This window comes from Peribacillus sp. P4_C12, from assembly GCF_056402095.1.
Genome location: NZ_JBFUIB010000002.1, coordinates 43,142 through 60,197 on the forward strand (window position 1 = coordinate 43,142; position 17,056 = coordinate 60,197).

The window sequence follows — 17,056 nt, forward strand, 5'->3', positions numbered from 1 at the left end:
GAAGAAARAATTCCATCACWACGTGATGAGATCTTTCGWATCTGAATGAATTACTCATTCAAAACTGAACAAAACAAAAGCGCTCTCGTATTTATCCTTAGAAAGGAGGTGATCCAGCCGCACCTTCCGATACGGCTACCTTGTTACGACTTCACCCCAATCATCTGTCCCACCTTAGGCGGCTGGCTCCATAAAGGTTACCTCACCGACTTCGGGTGTTACAAACTCTCGTGGTGTGACGGGCGGTGTGTACAAGGCCCGGGAACGTATTCACCGCGGCATGCTGATCCGCGATTACTAGCGATTCCGGCTTCATGTAGGCGAGTTGCAGCCTACAATCCGAACTGAGAATGGCTTTATGGGATTCGCTTACCTTCGCAGGTTTGCAGCCCTTTGTACCATCCATTGTAGCACGTGTGTAGCCCAGGTCATAAGGGGCATGATGATTTGACGTCATCCCCACCTTCCTCCGGTTTGTCACCGGCAGTCACCTTAGAGTGCCCAACTGAATGCTGGCAACTAAGATCAAGGGTTGCGCTCGTTGCGGGACTTAACCCAACATCTCACGACACGAGCTGACGACAACCATGCACCACCTGTCACTCTGTCCCCCGAAGGGGAACGCCCTATCTCTAGGGTTGTCAGAGGATGTCAAGACCTGGTAAGGTTCTTCGCGTTGCTTCGAATTAAACCACATGCTCCACCGCTTGTGCGGGCCCCCGTCAATTCCTTTGAGTTTCAGCCTTGCGGCCGTACTCCCCAGGCGGAGTGCTTAATGCGTTAGCTGCAGCACTAAAGGGCGGAAACCCTCTAACACTTAGCACTCATCGTTTACGGCGTGGACTACCAGGGTATCTAATCCTGTTTGCTCCCCACGCTTTCGCGCCTCAGTGTCAGTTACAGACCAGAAAGTCGCCTTCGCCACTGGTGTTCCTCCAAATCTCTACGCATTTCACCGCTACACTTGGAATTCCACTTTCCTCTTCTGCACTCAAGTTCCCCAGTTTCCAATGACCCTCCACGGTTGAGCCGTGGGCTTTCACATCAGACTTAARGAACCACCTGCGCGCGCTTTACGCCCAATAATTCCGGACAACGCTTGCCACCTACGTATTACCGCGGCTGCTGGCACGTAGTTAGCCGTGGCTTTCTGGTTAGGTACCGTCAAGGTACCAGCAGTTACTCTGGTACTTGTTCTTCCCTAACAACAGAACTTTACGACCCGAAGGCCTTCTTCGTTCACGCGGCGTTGCTCCGTCAGACTTTCGTCCATTGCGGAAGATTCCCTACTGCTGCCTCCCGTAGGAGTCTGGGCCGTGTCTCAGTCCCAGTGTGGCCGATCACCCTCTCAGGTCGGCTACGCATCGTCGCCTTGGTGAGCCATTACCTCACCAACTAGCTAATGCGCCGCGGGCCCATCTATAAGTGACAGCCGAAACCGTCTTTCCATCTTCTCTCATGCGAGAAAAGAACGTATCCGGTATTAGCTCCGGTTTCCCGAAGTTATCCCAGTCTTATAGGCAGGTTGCCCACGTGTTACTCACCCGTCCGCCGCTAATCTCAGGGAGCAAGCTCCCATCGATTCGCTCGACTTGCATGTATTAGGCACGCCGCCAGCGTTCGTCCTGAGCCAGGATCAAACTCTCCGAAGAAATGTTTGACTTGCTCATTTTGCTTTTTGATAGTGTGTGCTCACTTAAAAAATTAACGTTGGCGCTTTGTTTTGTTCAGTTTTCAAAGAGCAATTTCGTTGTCGGTTTGTTTCGACTTATTCATCTTAACATAGCTAAGAATAGTTGTCAACTTCTGCGAAGAATTTCAGTTTCATAAAATCGCCCATTAATTAAGCGACTTCATTATCATACTTCTATTTTTTAAAATAGTCAACTTGGAATTGATAAATTAACAAACTATGACGTTTGTTCACCTTGAACTTATTTTGTTGATGTACAAAAAATCACCTAAGCAAGTTCTCCGGTCAGTATTAAAAATCCCAATCTCTCATTTATATCACTGAGAGATTGGGAATTATTCAACAAATCTTCTATTAGCTGATATTGAAGAAAAGCAAAGTAATTTTGCATGCCTATTTCAAATTATCCGGATTATAGGAAGTAATACAACAACCCTGATAATGCTAAAAAGATTGCTTCAATAAGTCCACTCCACTTAGTGTGGATACAAATTTAAAGGTATTGATAGTTAGTTGGGAGTTCGCCTCATATTGGTTTAAATCACCATACAATACCACACCGGCTACAGCAGTTCCATGGTCAACCCCCTGCCTAATTGGATTGGATTTTACTGATTTATTCTCTTTTGCGTAGTTAACTAATAGAGGATGGGTTGTATCAATCCCTCCGTCAAAAATTCCTACTCTTATTTGTGAAATATTTTGCCCGACTGGAGGTTTCAACATTAAAGGATTGCTCTTTTAAACTCCTTAACTCCGGGAAAAAATCAACTCTCAATGGATGAACTGTTCGTAACGGGTTAAAATCAGATACGTCTATTAACGCTCGTCTGTTTAAGTAAACACTAACAAATGTCGGACCGTTTAAGTAGGTCTTTACCCTCATTGAGTCACCATTGATATTATTTTTCAAAAGAATATTTTTAAATTTTTCAAGCATATTCTCATGATCGTCACCAAAGGGGTGTAGGACAAATTCCACTGTTCCTTCTTGCCACTTTTCATCAAACCCCGAATTAATTCGCTACCAGCAAGTAAAGAAATATCCTCGACCTTTCTAATATCATTTTTGAAGCTGTCTGTCAGTCGAGCCTCTTCCTTGTTTAAGATTTCTTCAAAGTTTCCAAGCTATCCAAATTCATTTTAACGAAATGCATTTTGCTATAATGCTTTTCTTCTTCCTCTTCTCGGTAAAATTCCCACCGTCTTGTTCCGGTATTTTCAAATCTCGCGTGCTTAAAAAGAGTGTTAGGAATATATGATTTTGCTAGAAATTTTTCATTTAACCTTATAGTTACAACAATTTCTTCCATACGTTTTTCTTGAAGAATTTTGTTTATTTTCTCTTTAGTTTGTACTTGTTGCTTAACTCTTGCTTGAGCCTGGCTATATGTTCTCGGAAAAGTAGGCTATGCAGCATTAACATCTGCATAGAATATCTTTTTTTATTAAGACTTATTCTTGATCATAGTAGCTCTTTCTGCCTTGTATGTAAGAGTTGGCAAGGTCCAATGCTTTTTGAACGGCACCAATTCGGTTATAGAAGTGGAAGAGTTTTTTTTCGTAGTGTTCAATTAACATGGTGAAGCCCATATTTTTAAAAAAAGGAAGGGCTGTAGTCTCAATAAAATGATAGTAATCGTCTTCTTCATGATTAAGCTGATAAAAGTGTAATTCAAAAAAAATCCAGTTATACGATTTTGTCGATTTTGCTATTCTTAGGCCTTTATGTGCTAATTCCAATAAAATCTCGTTTGAAAGTAGTTTTCCTTTATAACAAGTATTAATATAACCATCTAATGCAGTTAAATAATGAGGAACCTTTTCATCAATTAGTGCCATGGCTTCTTTGTATAGTTCGGATGCTTCTTTGTATTTTTTTCTTCTGTAAAGTTCAAATGCAAGATTATTAAGGAGCTTTGATTTACGGTCTATTTCATTAATGGTATCACAGGTACGTATTAATTGTTCGTAACGTTCTTTCGTCTCTTCAAAATCATGAAGCTCCTTTGAATTTAATTGTAATAACATGATCGTCTCTGTATCAATTATTCGGATGACATTTAACGTTTTTTGAAAATAGTCAAGAACTTTCTCTGCATAATAATACGATATCATATTAGAATGAATAAGGTGATAGGCTAGTGCCAAATGGTAATAATATTCAAATTGATTATATTGACTTTGATCAATCGAGGTTAAAATTTGAATACAATCTCGATACTGTCCGTTGTGAAAATAATACATACCTAGAACATGCTTTAACATATTGCGGTCTTGCGGAGAAAAAGATGATTCATTTTTTTGCAGGTTTTGAATAATTAATAATGCTGTTTCTAATTGATAATTAGATAAATAATACCTTGCAGAGAGTAATTGATAGAAAACTTGAAAATCTGGCAATTGAATCAGTGTTTCTTTTTCGATTTCATCTTTTAAAATTTCTGATTCTTTACTTTGTTGCATAACGAACGTGTCGTGCCATAACTTTAGTTTCTGTTGAAGATTATGATACCGCACAAATTCATCATCAAGACAGATATTCAATCTTTGGGATAATAAGTGAGTAATTTCCCCTGAGTAATCTGTTATCCCTCGTTCTATCTTACTAAGATGTGTAGCTGAACAAATTCCTCCACAAAGCTGCCCCTGAGTCACCCCCGCTTTTTCACGATAAAACTTGATAAGTTTCCCCTCAATCATAGCTTCACCTCTAGGTTGAAATTTTATCTAGTATATATAGAAAAAAAATGAATATATAATCTATATATTCTAGTAAAATTAAGAAAAGCGCAAGACTACTTTAATACCTTCCCTCTATTTATTAGCTCTTTCAATATTCACTCTTGTTTCCCTTTTTTACGAATTCCCAATCTACCTCAATATTTTATTCTGAAGATTATCCAAATAACGCAACCTTATTGGAATACTCTCTTTTTTTAAAAATACTTTTAGAAAAATTTTATACTTTCTTTAAAAGTTAAAACACGATGAAGCTAAGCTTTCATCGTGTTTTTTAATATTTATGGCTGTATTCCCAACTCAACTAAAATTGATTCTAATGTCTTACTTTTATACTTCTTCTTTGGTTTTGGGGCATCCTCAACATGCTCATTTTGCTTGAGATAGTTTGTTTGAACATATTTCATATCTTTGGCATCAACTATTCCATCAAAGGTGATATCCGCTGCACGCTTCTTTGTTTTCCAAGCATTTTGAATTTCAATCGCATCTAGAACATCAATGACATTGTCTTGGTTAACATCACCTGCTGTAATATTAAGGGCAGGTATCCAGCGATTTTGACCGTATAACTCACCATTGTGCTCAAAACCAATACCAGAATTTAGTTTTTCTTTCGTAACAAAGTGGCCTGGCACTTTCATTTCAATCGTAAAGGCATTTGTGCTTAACGGCAGCTTGTTGAATACATATTGTCCATTATCTTCTACCGTTGATGTCGCATCGAACTCAGTTCCTTCTGAATCAAAGATTTTCACTGTACCGCCAACCTTGCTCCAATCCCTTTTCTCTGTAACAGTACTATCTTCTTTTTTAAATCCTTGCGGAGTGACATAACCGCTAGCCATTGAGAATTGAGGGTTAACCTTCCAACTATAACCAGATTTTAACACACTGCTTGTCTGATTATTAGCATCCGTTACGCTCACAATCGGATTAATGGCTGCTCCAAGGGTATATTGATCATCCTGAACCTTTAAGGTAACCTCAACGACTTTTGCATGGTCTAATGCTTTACTCTCGTCATTAAATTGGACCGTAACGACCTTGTCTTTAATCGTTAAAGAGGCTTTGTCCGAGAATTCGCTGTGAAGCTTGGCATCAACTAACTCTACGCTATCTAAACCTCTGTCAAAGCCTCCGTCACCATTAAAGTTCCATTCTGCCTTTGACACTGCGTTAAGGTTATCTAATGATAGCGTTGCTTTTACCGTATCGCCTGTTTTCACCTCATACTTTTCGCCAATAGCATACGCGACAGGTGTACCTTCTTTTACAAAGTAATATTGCTTTGTAGCTGGTTTGTTTCCTGCCATATCATGTCCATTCATGCGGAATTGAAGTGCTGGGATGGATTCATCCATGGCAATTTCTTCGACAAACTTTCCTTCTTTATCCATTGGAATTGGCGTAGAAGGGAAACCCCCTTGACCCCAGTAATACACCATCGAGTTCGATGATTGATCGATATTTACGCCCAATTTCTTTAGTTCGTCAACGGTTGGATCTGTGATTTGAATTTCGAATGGATATGTTTCTTGACCTGGCTTATATTCAATAAATGGAGATTTTCCATCAAGTGAACTTTTGAAGCTCGGTGCATCGAGATCGATGAACAGATGCTGCGTTTCAGTTGTAACCTTCCCGGAAGTACCTGTACCAATGAATTTCAACTTGTAATGTCCCGGTTGCACATCACTTGCTTCTTCCGAAATGGGCTGTTTTGAGTTTCCTGTAAACTCATAATAAGCTCCATTAAATGCCAATAATCCATAATCTACATTGTCATAAGCGTTATCTAAATTTATTGTTCCGACCAACCCGAGGTCCTTTCCTGTTTTGCCATCTTGAAGAACGACATCCATTTTTTCCATTGGTGCACGAAGGTTAAAATCAGCAAATACAAATGGAGTCAGCATAGGATCCCATGCTACTTGGTTTAAATGTCTTGGGGAAAAGGCAGGATTTAGTACCTCAACCTTATTAAACCCATCTTCCATTGTTCGGAAGCTGAAAGGAATCCGATACTGCTCTGATGAATTCGCATTGTTTGTTAATGTAATATAGCCTTCGTAAATTCCATCCTTTGCTTTCTTAGGAATAAGCAAACGTGGTGTTACTTTTTTGAAGTCTTCACTTTTTACAGAAATTTTGCTTGGGATATCCAGCTCCACTCCATTTTCCTTCAAGCTGTTTGAACCATTCGATTCATTTACAGATACACTGAAAGTTTTGTTTACTTTATCATGGTTTTCAATAGTGATTGATTTTTTTAGATTTAGTTTTTTATCTGCATAGTGAACGTCAAAGCTAAGTCCGCCCGTCAATTCTTTTACCTTGACTAATTCCTCAGCACCTGGAACAAATGTTTTATCGTTAATTTTGAAGGTTGTTCCACTATACACTGCTTGGTATGGATCGACTCTTCCTGCTCCAACTTCAAATACACTATAGTCTCCGTTTAATGGATCTGCCGTATTCATTAGAACGGATTTAATATCTTCCGGCTCAAATTGCGGATTCGCTTGAAGCATGAGTGCTGCAATCCCTGCTGTATGAGGAGTAGCCATAGATGTTCCAGAATATCTGGAATATGCATATTGATAGTTTTCTTGATGTTCAGCGTCCACCATATAAGAAGGGACTGTTGAAAGAACACTTACTCCCGGTGCCGTCACTTCTGGCTTCATATCGTATGTTTCTCTTGCCGGGCCTCTTGAGCTAAAGTCCGCTAAGTGGTCACCTTCTGTCTGTTTATCCGCGTATTTGGAGAAAGTAAAATTCGCTTCACCTGCTTGAATCTGTGCTTTAATGCTTTCTCCCGCTTCTTTTGTTAAAGAAAATGCAGGCACAAAGTTAACGGACTCACCAAGATTTGCATTAATCTGCCCTTCCACATTGTTATAAAGAAGAACGGCGGCTGCTCCATTTTGTTTCGCATTGCTGACCTTTTCCGCTAAGGCGAATTCTCCACGTTCCACAAGTGCAATTTTCCCTTTTACATCCTTGCCGGAATAATCAGAGCCATTTCCTAAGCCGACATCCACTACCTCATAGGATTTCCCTTCCCATTCCTTTAATTGGTCTGAATAGTGGCGTGCCAAACTAACAAGTTCGATCGAATCTTTATTTCCGATTTTCCCACTGAAAGTAGAAACCGCCATCGGCACATCACTCGCCCCGACTGTTAAAGCAAGTGCTGCTGAGCCAGGTGAACCTAATGTATAATCATCTGATCCTGCATTTCCAGCTGCTACAACCGCTGTTACATCATTAAGGACAGCATAGTTAATGGCAGTACTGGTTGGATCATAAGGATCATTGATGTCCGATCCGAGGGAAAGGTTGATAACATCCATGCCATCGCTTACAGCTTTTTCTATACCTGCAATGACCCCTTCAGATGATCCTGAGCCATATGGTCCAAGAACACGATACGCATATAAATCCACATCAGGAGCCACACCTTTCACAGAAACCTCTGCATTCGTTCCTTGTCCAGCAATGGTACCTGCGACATGTGTTCCATGGGAAGTATAATAGGAAGAACCGGACCAGCTAAATTCTGGTTGCCCCGACACTTGCCAATCCTTGTACGTTGCCTCCATTGGATCATTATCTTGATCAACTAAATCGTAACCGCCCTTATAGGCATCTTTCAAATCAGGGTGGTTGTAATCAATCCCTGTATCAAGAACCCCAACTTTGATTCCTTTTCCTGTAATACCTTCATTGTGCAGCTGGTCAATTTTTAAATATGGAATACTTTCAACGGATGTACCAGGGGCTGATTTCTCTCCCATGGCGATCGGATCGACCTTAAATTCCACATTTTTATATACTGCTTTTACGACTTCGGATTGTAAAAGCTGCTCTACCTGATTAGCTGGCAGCTTCATAGCTACCCCGTTATAAACGGTCTTAAAGGTAGAAGTGATTTTATGACCTGTTTTCTTGCTTCTAAGATTAGTAGATGGAAGAATCGATTGAATGTCTTTATTAAACTGAGCATGTTCCTTTTCTACTTGATCATCCGCTTGTTTTTTAGAAAGCTCCTTTCCTTTTACATTCGAATCCAAGACTGCAACTTTTCCCGGCTTTGATTTAAACTGGACAATGACCGAGATTTCTTTATCCTTTTTTAACTCTTCCATTTTAAATCCTTGCAATCCGACATTATCTGTCATTTCAAGTTGATTTAACGCTTTTCGTTGTTCACTTGTCAACAAAGCTAAGACGTCTTCTGCCTTTATGTTCGCAGCATTTGCATAAGGAATGAAAGGCGTGTTTGCTGATGATAGCAACAAGCCAGCTGACAGCGTAATCGCCGCTGTTCGTTTAATGAATGAATGAATTTTCATATGTTCCCTACTTTCTTTGTTAAATAGAAGATTCCCGAAAAAATACCCCTTTCTAAAAATTTAAAAGATTCATATAATAATATTAATTGCCTTTCTATTGGATTGCTATTGGGGTTATTTAACAGTGCTTTCTACCTATTTTTCTTTTAAATACTCTAAAAAAAGCATTCTCCATGCGAAATTTAGTAAAAAAGACTTAAATGCATTTTTATAAATTGGGGTTTTCTTTAGTCAAATAAGAAAATATGAATTCCATTGAGAGAGTTGAAAAGAGGAGTTCACGATGCTAGAGAGAAACATCATCGAATTCTATCGCGAACGGCAGAATATGATGCAAAAGGATTTAGGAAAGCCAAACCACGGTAGTATCTTCTTCATCAAACCTGATCCGTTAGTTTTAGTACATTCTTTCACAAACGGATTTTATTAGTTGTTCTGTAATCTATGTGGTAAATTCCGATATCATGATTAATCATTCGCCCTAATATACGAAAGAGGAGAGACTCAAATTAAGATCCTTATCAATACGACTGTATCTAATCCTATGAAACGCTTCAAGAGGATTATTTGTGGTTTCTTCTTTGAAATCGATCATTGTAAAGAGAACAAAAAAAAAGCGCTTAGAATGTCATCTCTATGGTCAACTAATTGCCAACCTCCTTTGTTCTTCTACCATGTTTCAAATGCGGCAGCTACTCCTCACCAAGAAAAAACGAGAACTCAGCGAATTTAAAGCCATTTATATCATCAAAGATTATTTTTTATTACTTTTTCAATCGATACAAAAAAGCACCCAAGAGCTATCAAATGTCCTGTTTCGCCTGTTTGCCCTCCTACAGAAAAACGGGCGAGAGTCTCATCGTAACGATCGCCTGAAGTTGTCGGCCTTCATTTTGGTCTTTGCTACTAACTCTTATGTATCCGAATTTACAAACACCCATTTTTTACTACTTTTTCCACTTACTCTCTCTTATTCTATCAAAAACGTTCGTAAAAGTATCAACAAAACAAAGAACGTCCGTAAAGTATTTTAACACTTTAACGGACGTTATAAGTAGGTGATTTTACAAAAAAATAACCCGTTCGTAAAAGTCTACTTTTTCGAACGGTAGCAACAATGCTATACCGCCCATTTCTGAAATTTTATACGCTAAGAGAGTTCCAACCTGAAAATGTCGATCTCCTCTACGTTAAGGAATCGACTTTTTTTACTTCTTCTTATAGAACTAACCCACCCGACTATTGTGTCATTTTCCTAATTAGAGCATAAGGTAATATAACCCATTTAATTAAGTTCCTCCTTAAAAACAAATAAGGAGAGGTTTCAGTATGGACGGTATTGGATTTGGTGGAGGTTTCGCCTTTATAGTCGTTTTGTTTATACTCTTAATCATTGTTGGAGCTAGCTTTGTTGGTGGAGGCTGCTGCTAAAAATAGTATGAAAAAAGCCGACCTTTATTGGTCGGCTTCTTCAATTTTGATTCCTATTTCTGGGGAATGATAACTATTTTGAACACTCTAATTATGGTCCAGACCGCAAAACGCGAAAAACTATGATAATACATTTTATGAAAAAATAAAGCCCCGAATTTCCTTCGCTTAGGATCTTCAAGGATCTCATATCTTATGCAACTAACGCACCCGTTAGTTCAACAAGGTTCACTCTTTTTTAGACTATAAATCTTGAGATAAACGAATCATATCCCTGCACTGTATCCCGTTCTCAAAAATTTCTTCTGGATAATGCTTAATAAAAAAGTCCATATCTACACCAATAATTCTGAAGCCACATTTTTGGTAAAGAGCCAATTGTCCTATACCTGAATTCCCAGTACCAATTTCAATTGTTTTGTAGCCTTTTGCCTTGGCTACTTGTATTGCATCCATTACTAACTGTTTCCCTAGTCCTCTACCGTGTTGCTCTTCTACAACTGCAACATTCACCAACTCCACTGTCTCAGGTCTTGTTGGAAGTAGTACATAAACTCCAACAATTTGGTGTTCACTTTCAGCTACAAAACATTCTCCCCTATTGACATATTCCTCAACTATATCTTTCGAAGGGTCAGCCAATAACAACAATTCCATTGGAAGTTTTTCTTCTTTATTGAGTTTCCTAATATCCATTATTAAATCTCCTTTTATAACCTTGTAATTGCCTTCATTTTATCATTTTTCTTTAACTAGTCGAGTAGAAAGGCTCCCTTCTACTCGACTAGCATAATAAGATATCACAATTTGTAAGTCCAAAAACAAACTCTTTATTTTATATCTTACAATACGATATAATCGTAATTAACGATATAAAGGAGTGGTATTTGTGAACAGTAAAGTTTCACTATTAAACCAATATTGGACGGATATTTATTTTCATTTACATTATCTCCATAAAGAAAAGATCTCTCATCAAGTGGTCCGTATTCTTCAACTTGTAGATAAACAGGAACAGATAGGAGTAAATGAGATTGCTTCATACATACAAGTTTCTCATAATACTGCCTCGGAACACGTTAAAAGAATGATTGAAAAGAACTATTTAATAAAGGGGAGAGATCCTCTTGATGAAAGAAAAGTAATTCTTTGTCTAACGGATTTTGGTAAAGAAGTTTTACATAGAAATACGAGTCTAGATGAAGAAAAATTAGAACAAGTGTTGAATCAACTAGATGACAATGAAAAGAATTTAGTAGAACAAGCCCTAAAAATCTTAAGTGAGCGAGCAAAACAATGTATGTGATAACGAAAATTATTGCTTCAGCAATCGTTATTGGTGTTGTTACGGAGATTTCAAGAAGATTTCCTTCATATGGAGGAATAATAGCTGCTCTTCCTTTAGTTAGTTTACTTAGCATTATATGGCTGTATGTCCAAGGGGAACAAACAGCAACATTAAGCAAGTTTGCATTAGGGGTACTTTGGGGATTTCCTGCTACTGCTGTTTTGTTAGTGATCGTTTATATAGCCTTACAAAACTCCGTTCAATTATTTATATCCATTGGTTTAGGAGTATGTGGCTGGTTGATATTTTTATTGGTTCAAGATCTTGTTTTAAAATACGTCAGATTTCTTTTCTTCAACTAACAGATGCATTAGCTTAAGATCGGAGCTGTCTTTAAGGCAGCTCTTCTTTATGCAACTATCGGGGCAGGTTAGAGCTATAGCTATCATACTGAGGGAGTTCATTAAGTAAAGCGATTCTTATTAAAGAATCGCGATCTTTTCTTGAATAAGCAAAGATAAAATTTTCCTAACTTTAAATAACCCTTGAAGTGCTATATATGTATCAATAATTTGAACGTATTGATATCTTTAACAGGTACGAAACGTGATCGACCTGAAGGTGATAATGGTGCAATGTGGTTCACTAAAATAAAATCAAAACATTACAATTGGACGAATTTCTTCAACATGAGAATAGATTTCACAAAACTAACAGATCCCTGTAACAAAATTGAACATTTTGTTACAGAAATCGTCTTTTAATCTTAGAGTGGTCTCCAGACCCTACTATCCCCATCTATTCAACTGTTAATAACTGTTCATAGAAACCGCCTATTTCTAGGTCTCGATCAATAAAATGTATCTCTAGAATCCAATCTCGTGGTTGACCGTTTCTATCAGGTTCTCCCATGGGAACTTCATTATCAGGATGAATATAGTTCTCAACTTCTTCTCCTTGAACTCGTTCGTGAGGGAACTCACCAATAAGATGACCGGCGTGCGGACCTCCATATTCCCATCCATACTTTTTTGCAAGATCACAAACAAATGCGAAGAGTTCACTACCTGTAATATTAGGCCTGGATTGAAAGAAGGCTTTTCCCTCTTCCCAAGCTTGTTTAATGTCATTACGAAGCTTTATTTTGACTGGATCTTCTCCAAGAACGTATGTCCGGCCGAAATCAGCTTCCCAGTCTTCAAAGATGGGACCAAAGTCAAGAAATATAATATCTTCCTCCGACACGGTTAAATCTGGTGGATTTTCTCTATAAGGAAATAATGTGTTCCTTCCAGCTCGCACAATGCGTTTATGCCAATATTTCTTAATTCCGAACATTCGAAAGGCCAATTCATAAATTTCTCTATTGATTTGTTTTTCAGTTACACCATCACGTAATATACCTTTTTCATCAACCACTCTGAATAGCTCTTCAGCCTTCCTTTCGGCATCTCTTAAGGCTGAATGTCTTTTCTTTAGGAATTGATTCAAAACTTCCCTCCACCTCTCATAATAATATATTAAAATTGATCATACTTAATTGATGTTTAGAAGAAAAGTAAAATTAATAATTATCCTTTTAAACAAATATTGTACTAAGCTCTTGTAGATTAGATATAATATTTTGTTCGACTTTTTCATCACTTAAAATTTGATCCTTCGCTATCATAAGAAGAGGTTCATATTCACCGATTACCACTGAATAGTGAGCTTTTTGAAATAATGGGAGATCATTCATGTCATTTCCAAAGCAAATAAACTTCTCTAGATAGGTTACTTCTTATATGTTTACCAACTTTTTTATTGAGTTTAAATCTCCTAATTCACTAAGTCTTTTCACTAGAAGTTTTTCTATATCCTCACTTAATGACACTTGTTCAGATGAAAATGGGGTTAGTTGTAAATTTTCACCAACCATAACTGAATACATCGCATGTTGAAACATCGTAATATCATTAGCATCATTACCGAATGCTATATATTCTCTCTCTTCTATACCCAATTGTTGCAAGCCACTCCACTTATCTACCCCGTTTGGACTTATGTCTAAAATTCCCTCATTTCCGTGAGAGTGAACCACAACATTCATATTGCTAAGCCGTTCTTCAATTTCTTCCATATTATCTGAAGTAAGCACTAAAATTTTCACGATTGACTCTAATTTATCCAATTTTACGTTTTTAGCACGTCCTTGTGGATCAAGGTTATTCAAAATTGGATGTGTAGCTGGCCCTGTATAGGCATAATCCCAATCACCATCTATTAAATAAGAAGCGTTATAAGTTCTAAGTAATTGAACAATATTTGCAAGCGTTTCTTCATCAAAACTAATCGTTGATATGATTTTTCCTTTAATTGCAACCATTGATCCATTTCCACCAACGATTGGGTATTGATGAAAACGCTCGTGTAAGACGGGGAGTAAATCACGTATTGGCCTAGCTGAAGCAAAAATGACCTCATGCCCTTGTGATATTAGCTTTTCTAATGATACTAGTAGTTTTTCAGAAATAGGCTGACCTTTAAAGCAAATTGTCCCATCTAAATCGAACACAAATTTCATTCTATGCCACTCCTACAATTTTTTATTGTTCTTATCATATCAGTTTATCTTATAATGAAAAGGACATATGTCTCAAAAGGAGTTTTATATGAAGTTTATTCAGGACTTGAAGCTACTTGAATCAAAATTACGAGAATATCATATAGAAAAAATGTTTGACCAAGAAAAGCAAATCCCATTTACATTGCAGCAATATGGACCAGATGAAATTATTTTACTTGAAGGAATTGAACTGGAATCACTATTATTTTTAGTGGAAGGGAAAGTGAAAATAACCTCAAGTGTTGAAACTGGAAAATCACTTTTACTAAGATTTGTTCAACCGTTTTCCATTATTGGTGATATTGAATTAATTCGTGACGTTCCCGTCCAATCACAAGTTAAAGCAGTTAATGAATGCTTGTTCATTGGACTACATTTTGATTATATAAAACAACATGAAATGGATAACCCAAAGTTTTTGCATATACTTTTAGAACATGTAAGCTATAAGCTTCAAACTTGTACAACAGCTTCTCGTGTAAATTTATTAGCATCTGTGGAAAACAAATTTGCGAGTTACCTTATGTCCACAATATCACCTGAACCTGATAATAACTTTGGAATAGAGCTAAAGACTTCCAATATTAAAGAGGTTGCTGATTTACTTGGCACTACATATCGCCATCTAAATCGAGTTATTCATTCTCTTTCCCAAAAGAAAATTATTGAAAGAGACAAAAATTCTATTCGTATATTAAATTGGACTAATTTAGAAGAAATGTCCAATGGAATCCGATATAAGTAAATTTCTCAGTGACGATGTAATGTATGTATCCAGTAGACGATCTTGCATTTTTCCCACCACTTATTTCTACATTAGAATACTCATTTAAACCAATCATAAAAATCTCTCGTTTTTTCACTTCAAGTTTCATTCGATAATCGCCTCTCTAGTATTCGAATACGGTGAAAAGTCGTGGAGTATGGGTGAAGTATTTCTTCTGTTGAATGTATTCTTTGAGTTAAAAGGTTTGCTAAAATTTGTTGAAGAAACTGCACGGTTGAAGCATTAAATCGTTGGTTAAGCCCTTCAGGACTCATAAGGACACCTGTAGATGCTTCGAGACGGCTACACAATTGTGTGAGTGGCGTACTTGCTACTTGTTGACTAAGCCATACACATAAGGCAACCAATTCTTGTGCTTGGTATTTGCTCGATCGTTTTACAAATCCAATTTTTTTGGCTAACTGTTGGAGAACGATTGGAGACAAGTAGTTTTGTAGTTCTTGAGAAAAGAGATTCATTTCTTCTGAAATAGAAAAAGCCATAGAAAACGCCATCCTTTCTGTATATTCTACAAAAAGAATAGCGTTTTTTTCCATTATGGTGATAACAATTCAACTTAGCTTGATGGGGATGTGGCGGTACCCCAGTTAAAACAAAATGCATTTTTATTATCTATTAATACAAAAGTGAATCATTTTCCTTTATTTTTGATTTATTTTTTGATTATGTTCACTTTTGTGTTTCAACTTTTATTTACTAAAGGCACATTTTCATAATCCTCTTGGTCTGAAGATTCCACATCTTTCTTTCCGCGTTTTTGCAAAAATAAAATATAGATTAAATGAAATGCAATGGCTACTGGCACACCGATATAAATAGTCAATTTAGTTCCTTCGTCAAACACCAAGCTAATTAATACAACCAGATTAAAGACAAATGCCAAGATAGGAACTAAAGGGTATAGTGGTGTGCGGAATTTTAAATCACTAACTTTTCCACCTTCAGCAACATATCGTCTACGGAAGAAATACTGGGATGCCGCAATACTCATCCAAGCTAACATGGACGCCATTCCTGCTACAGAAAGAATCCAGGTATAAATAGTTTCAGCTGCTACTTTTGAAGCAAGAATAGAAACACAGGAGACCCCCATACTGGCCGTTAAAGCAAGTAAAGGTACACCTTTTTTAGTTAATTTCTGAAAGGATTTTGGTGCCATCTTAGAACTAGAAAGCGAGTATAACATCCTAGTTGTGGTATAGAGACCAGAGTTAGCAACAGATAGTAATGAGGTAATAATTACAAAGTTCATAATATCAGCTGCATATGGTATACCAATGTTATCTAGAGCAGTAACAAATGGGCTAGAATCTGGCTGGATTTGTTGCCAAGGAACTATAGAAACAACAATAATTATTGATAAAACAAAGAATAGAATAATTCGGTATGCAGTTTGGTTTATAGCTTTTGGGATCGTCTTCTCTGGATTTTCACATTCACCAGAAGCGATTCCTACGAGTTCTGTACCACCTAACGAATAATTAACAGCCATCATAGCAATAACTACTGCCAATAATCCATTAGGGAAGTAGCCAAATTCTGTTAAGTGCGTAAAATAAGGAGCTGCCGTTTCACCCTCAATTGGTACAAGGCCAAAAATAACAGCTAATCCAATTAAAATAAACGAAATTATAGCGACTACCTTAATACTCGCGAACCAGAATTCTGTTTCTGCAAAACTACGTGCAGAGAGGGCATTAACAGAGAATAGTACAATTCCTGCAATTAATGACCAGATCCATGGAGAGATATCCGGGAACCATCTTTGCATCAGCGAACCTATAATGATAATCTCATAAGCTACGGTTGAGGACCATCCGATCCAATAAATCCACCCAACTGTAAAGCCTGTTGACGGATGAATATATTTAGTCGCATAAGTTTGGAATGATCCAGATACTGGCATTGCTACAGTCAATTCCCCTAAGCACAGCATTACTAAATACATAATAAGTCCGCCCATCATATAGGCTAATACAGCACCTATAGGGCCTGACTGACTAATCGTAAAACCTGAAGCGTTGAAAAATCCTGCACCGATTACGCCACCTAAAGCAATCATAAATAAATGGCGACTTTTCATTACCCTCTGCAGACCTTGTTCCTTATCTAATTCAGCCATAACACCCTCCTAATATAAATCAGCCGT

General features: G+C 37.6%; 13 protein-coding genes, 1 rRNA gene and 3 pseudogenes. 6 read left to right on the forward strand and 11 right to left on the reverse strand.

The features are described from left to right. Positions 1–101: 101 nt before the first annotated feature. From AC1DUW_RS01270 to AC1DUW_RS01285, 4 genes are all read right to left on the reverse strand, one after another. Positions 102–1,652, reverse strand: a 16S ribosomal RNA gene (locus tag AC1DUW_RS01270). A 485-nt stretch (positions 1,653–2,137) separates the two neighbouring features. Next, a complete protein-coding gene (locus tag AC1DUW_RS01275) occupies positions 2,138–2,419 on the reverse strand; it encodes a S8 family serine peptidase (protein ID WP_477641832.1) in 282 nt (93 codons plus the stop codon). A gap of 729 nt (positions 2,420–3,148) precedes the next feature. Beyond that, the gene (locus AC1DUW_RS01280; protein WP_477641833.1) at positions 3,149–4,396 is read right to left on the reverse strand and encodes a helix-turn-helix domain-containing protein; all 1,248 of its coding nucleotides are present in this window, start codon (positions 4,394–4,396) and stop codon (positions 3,149–3,151) included. Positions 4,397–4,716: 320 nt separating this feature from the next. After that, positions 4,717–8,796, reverse strand: a complete 4,080-nt coding sequence (locus tag AC1DUW_RS01285) for a S8 family serine peptidase (protein WP_477641834.1) — start codon at positions 8,794–8,796, stop codon at positions 4,717–4,719. Positions 8,797–9,079: 283 nt separating this feature from the next. Between AC1DUW_RS01285 and AC1DUW_RS01290 the strand changes: the two genes are divergently transcribed. Together AC1DUW_RS01290 and AC1DUW_RS01295 are read left to right on the forward strand one after the other, a co-directional pair. Then, the gene (locus AC1DUW_RS01290) at positions 9,080–9,226 is read left to right on the forward strand and encodes a hypothetical protein (RefSeq protein ID WP_477641835.1); all 147 of its coding nucleotides are present in this window, start codon (positions 9,080–9,082) and stop codon (positions 9,224–9,226) included. 147 nt (positions 9,227–9,373) lie between these two features. Further along, positions 9,374–9,668 (forward strand): annotated as a pseudogene (locus AC1DUW_RS01295) (IS4 family transposase); the annotation flags it as partial. Here the strand turns inward: AC1DUW_RS01295 and AC1DUW_RS01300 are convergent. Then, positions 9,663–9,737, reverse strand: a pseudogene (locus AC1DUW_RS01300) (recombinase family protein); the annotation flags it as partial. The pseudogenes AC1DUW_RS01295 and AC1DUW_RS01300 sit on opposite strands and share 6 nt — an antisense overlap. Before the next feature lie 388 nt (positions 9,738–10,125). Here AC1DUW_RS01300 and AC1DUW_RS01305 point away from each other — a divergent pair. Next, positions 10,126–10,227, forward strand: a complete 102-nt coding sequence (locus AC1DUW_RS01305; protein WP_309559666.1) for a YjcZ family sporulation protein — start codon at positions 10,126–10,128, stop codon at positions 10,225–10,227. Positions 10,228–10,470: 243 nt separating this feature from the next. On the opposite strand, the gene AC1DUW_RS01310 is transcribed toward AC1DUW_RS01305, so the two are convergent. Beyond that, complete coding sequence (locus tag AC1DUW_RS01310; RefSeq protein WP_477641836.1) at positions 10,471–10,923, reverse strand: GNAT family N-acetyltransferase; 453 nt, start codon at positions 10,921–10,923, stop codon at positions 10,471–10,473. A 193-nt stretch (positions 10,924–11,116) separates the two neighbouring features. Here AC1DUW_RS01310 and AC1DUW_RS01315 point away from each other — a divergent pair, with 193 nt between their 5' ends. Then, a complete protein-coding gene (locus AC1DUW_RS01315) occupies positions 11,117–11,533 on the forward strand; it encodes a MarR family winged helix-turn-helix transcriptional regulator (RefSeq protein WP_477641837.1) in 417 nt (138 codons plus the stop codon). Further along, complete coding sequence (locus AC1DUW_RS01320; protein ID WP_477641838.1) at positions 11,524–11,877, forward strand: DUF3147 family protein; 354 nt, start codon at positions 11,524–11,526, stop codon at positions 11,875–11,877. Before AC1DUW_RS01315 ends, AC1DUW_RS01320 begins: the two co-directional genes overlap by 10 nt. Before the next feature lie 436 nt (positions 11,878–12,313). Here the strand turns inward: AC1DUW_RS01320 and AC1DUW_RS01325 are convergent, their stop codons facing one another. From AC1DUW_RS01325 to AC1DUW_RS01335, 3 genes are all read right to left on the reverse strand, one after another. Continuing rightward, positions 12,314–13,006: a M24 family metallopeptidase gene (locus AC1DUW_RS01325; protein WP_089364763.1), complete on the reverse strand. Its 693-nt coding sequence runs from the start codon at positions 13,004–13,006 to the stop codon at positions 12,314–12,316. An 88-nt stretch (positions 13,007–13,094) separates the two neighbouring features. Then, positions 13,095–13,271: an HAD hydrolase family protein gene (locus AC1DUW_RS01330; RefSeq protein WP_477641881.1), complete on the reverse strand. Its 177-nt coding sequence runs from the start codon at positions 13,269–13,271 to the stop codon at positions 13,095–13,097. A 24-nt stretch (positions 13,272–13,295) separates the two neighbouring features. Next, positions 13,296–14,078, reverse strand: a complete 783-nt coding sequence (locus AC1DUW_RS01335; RefSeq protein WP_477641839.1) for an HAD-IIB family hydrolase — start codon at positions 14,076–14,078, stop codon at positions 13,296–13,298. 88 nt (positions 14,079–14,166) lie between these two features. On the opposite strand from AC1DUW_RS01335, the gene AC1DUW_RS01340 reads away from it, so the two are divergent. Further along, the gene (locus AC1DUW_RS01340) at positions 14,167–14,865 is read left to right on the forward strand and encodes a Crp/Fnr family transcriptional regulator (RefSeq protein ID WP_477641840.1); all 699 of its coding nucleotides are present in this window, start codon (positions 14,167–14,169) and stop codon (positions 14,863–14,865) included. A 143-nt stretch (positions 14,866–15,008) separates the two neighbouring features. Here the strand turns inward: AC1DUW_RS01340 and AC1DUW_RS01345 are convergent. Together AC1DUW_RS01345 and AC1DUW_RS01350 are read right to left on the reverse strand one after the other, a co-directional pair. Beyond that, a pseudogene (locus AC1DUW_RS01345) lies at positions 15,009–15,389 on the reverse strand (IS4 family transposase); the annotation flags it as partial. Positions 15,390–15,589: 200 nt separating this feature from the next. Further along, positions 15,590–17,029, reverse strand: a complete 1,440-nt coding sequence (locus tag AC1DUW_RS01350; RefSeq protein ID WP_477641841.1) for an amino acid permease — start codon at positions 17,027–17,029, stop codon at positions 15,590–15,592. Positions 17,030–17,056: the final 27 nt, after the last annotated feature.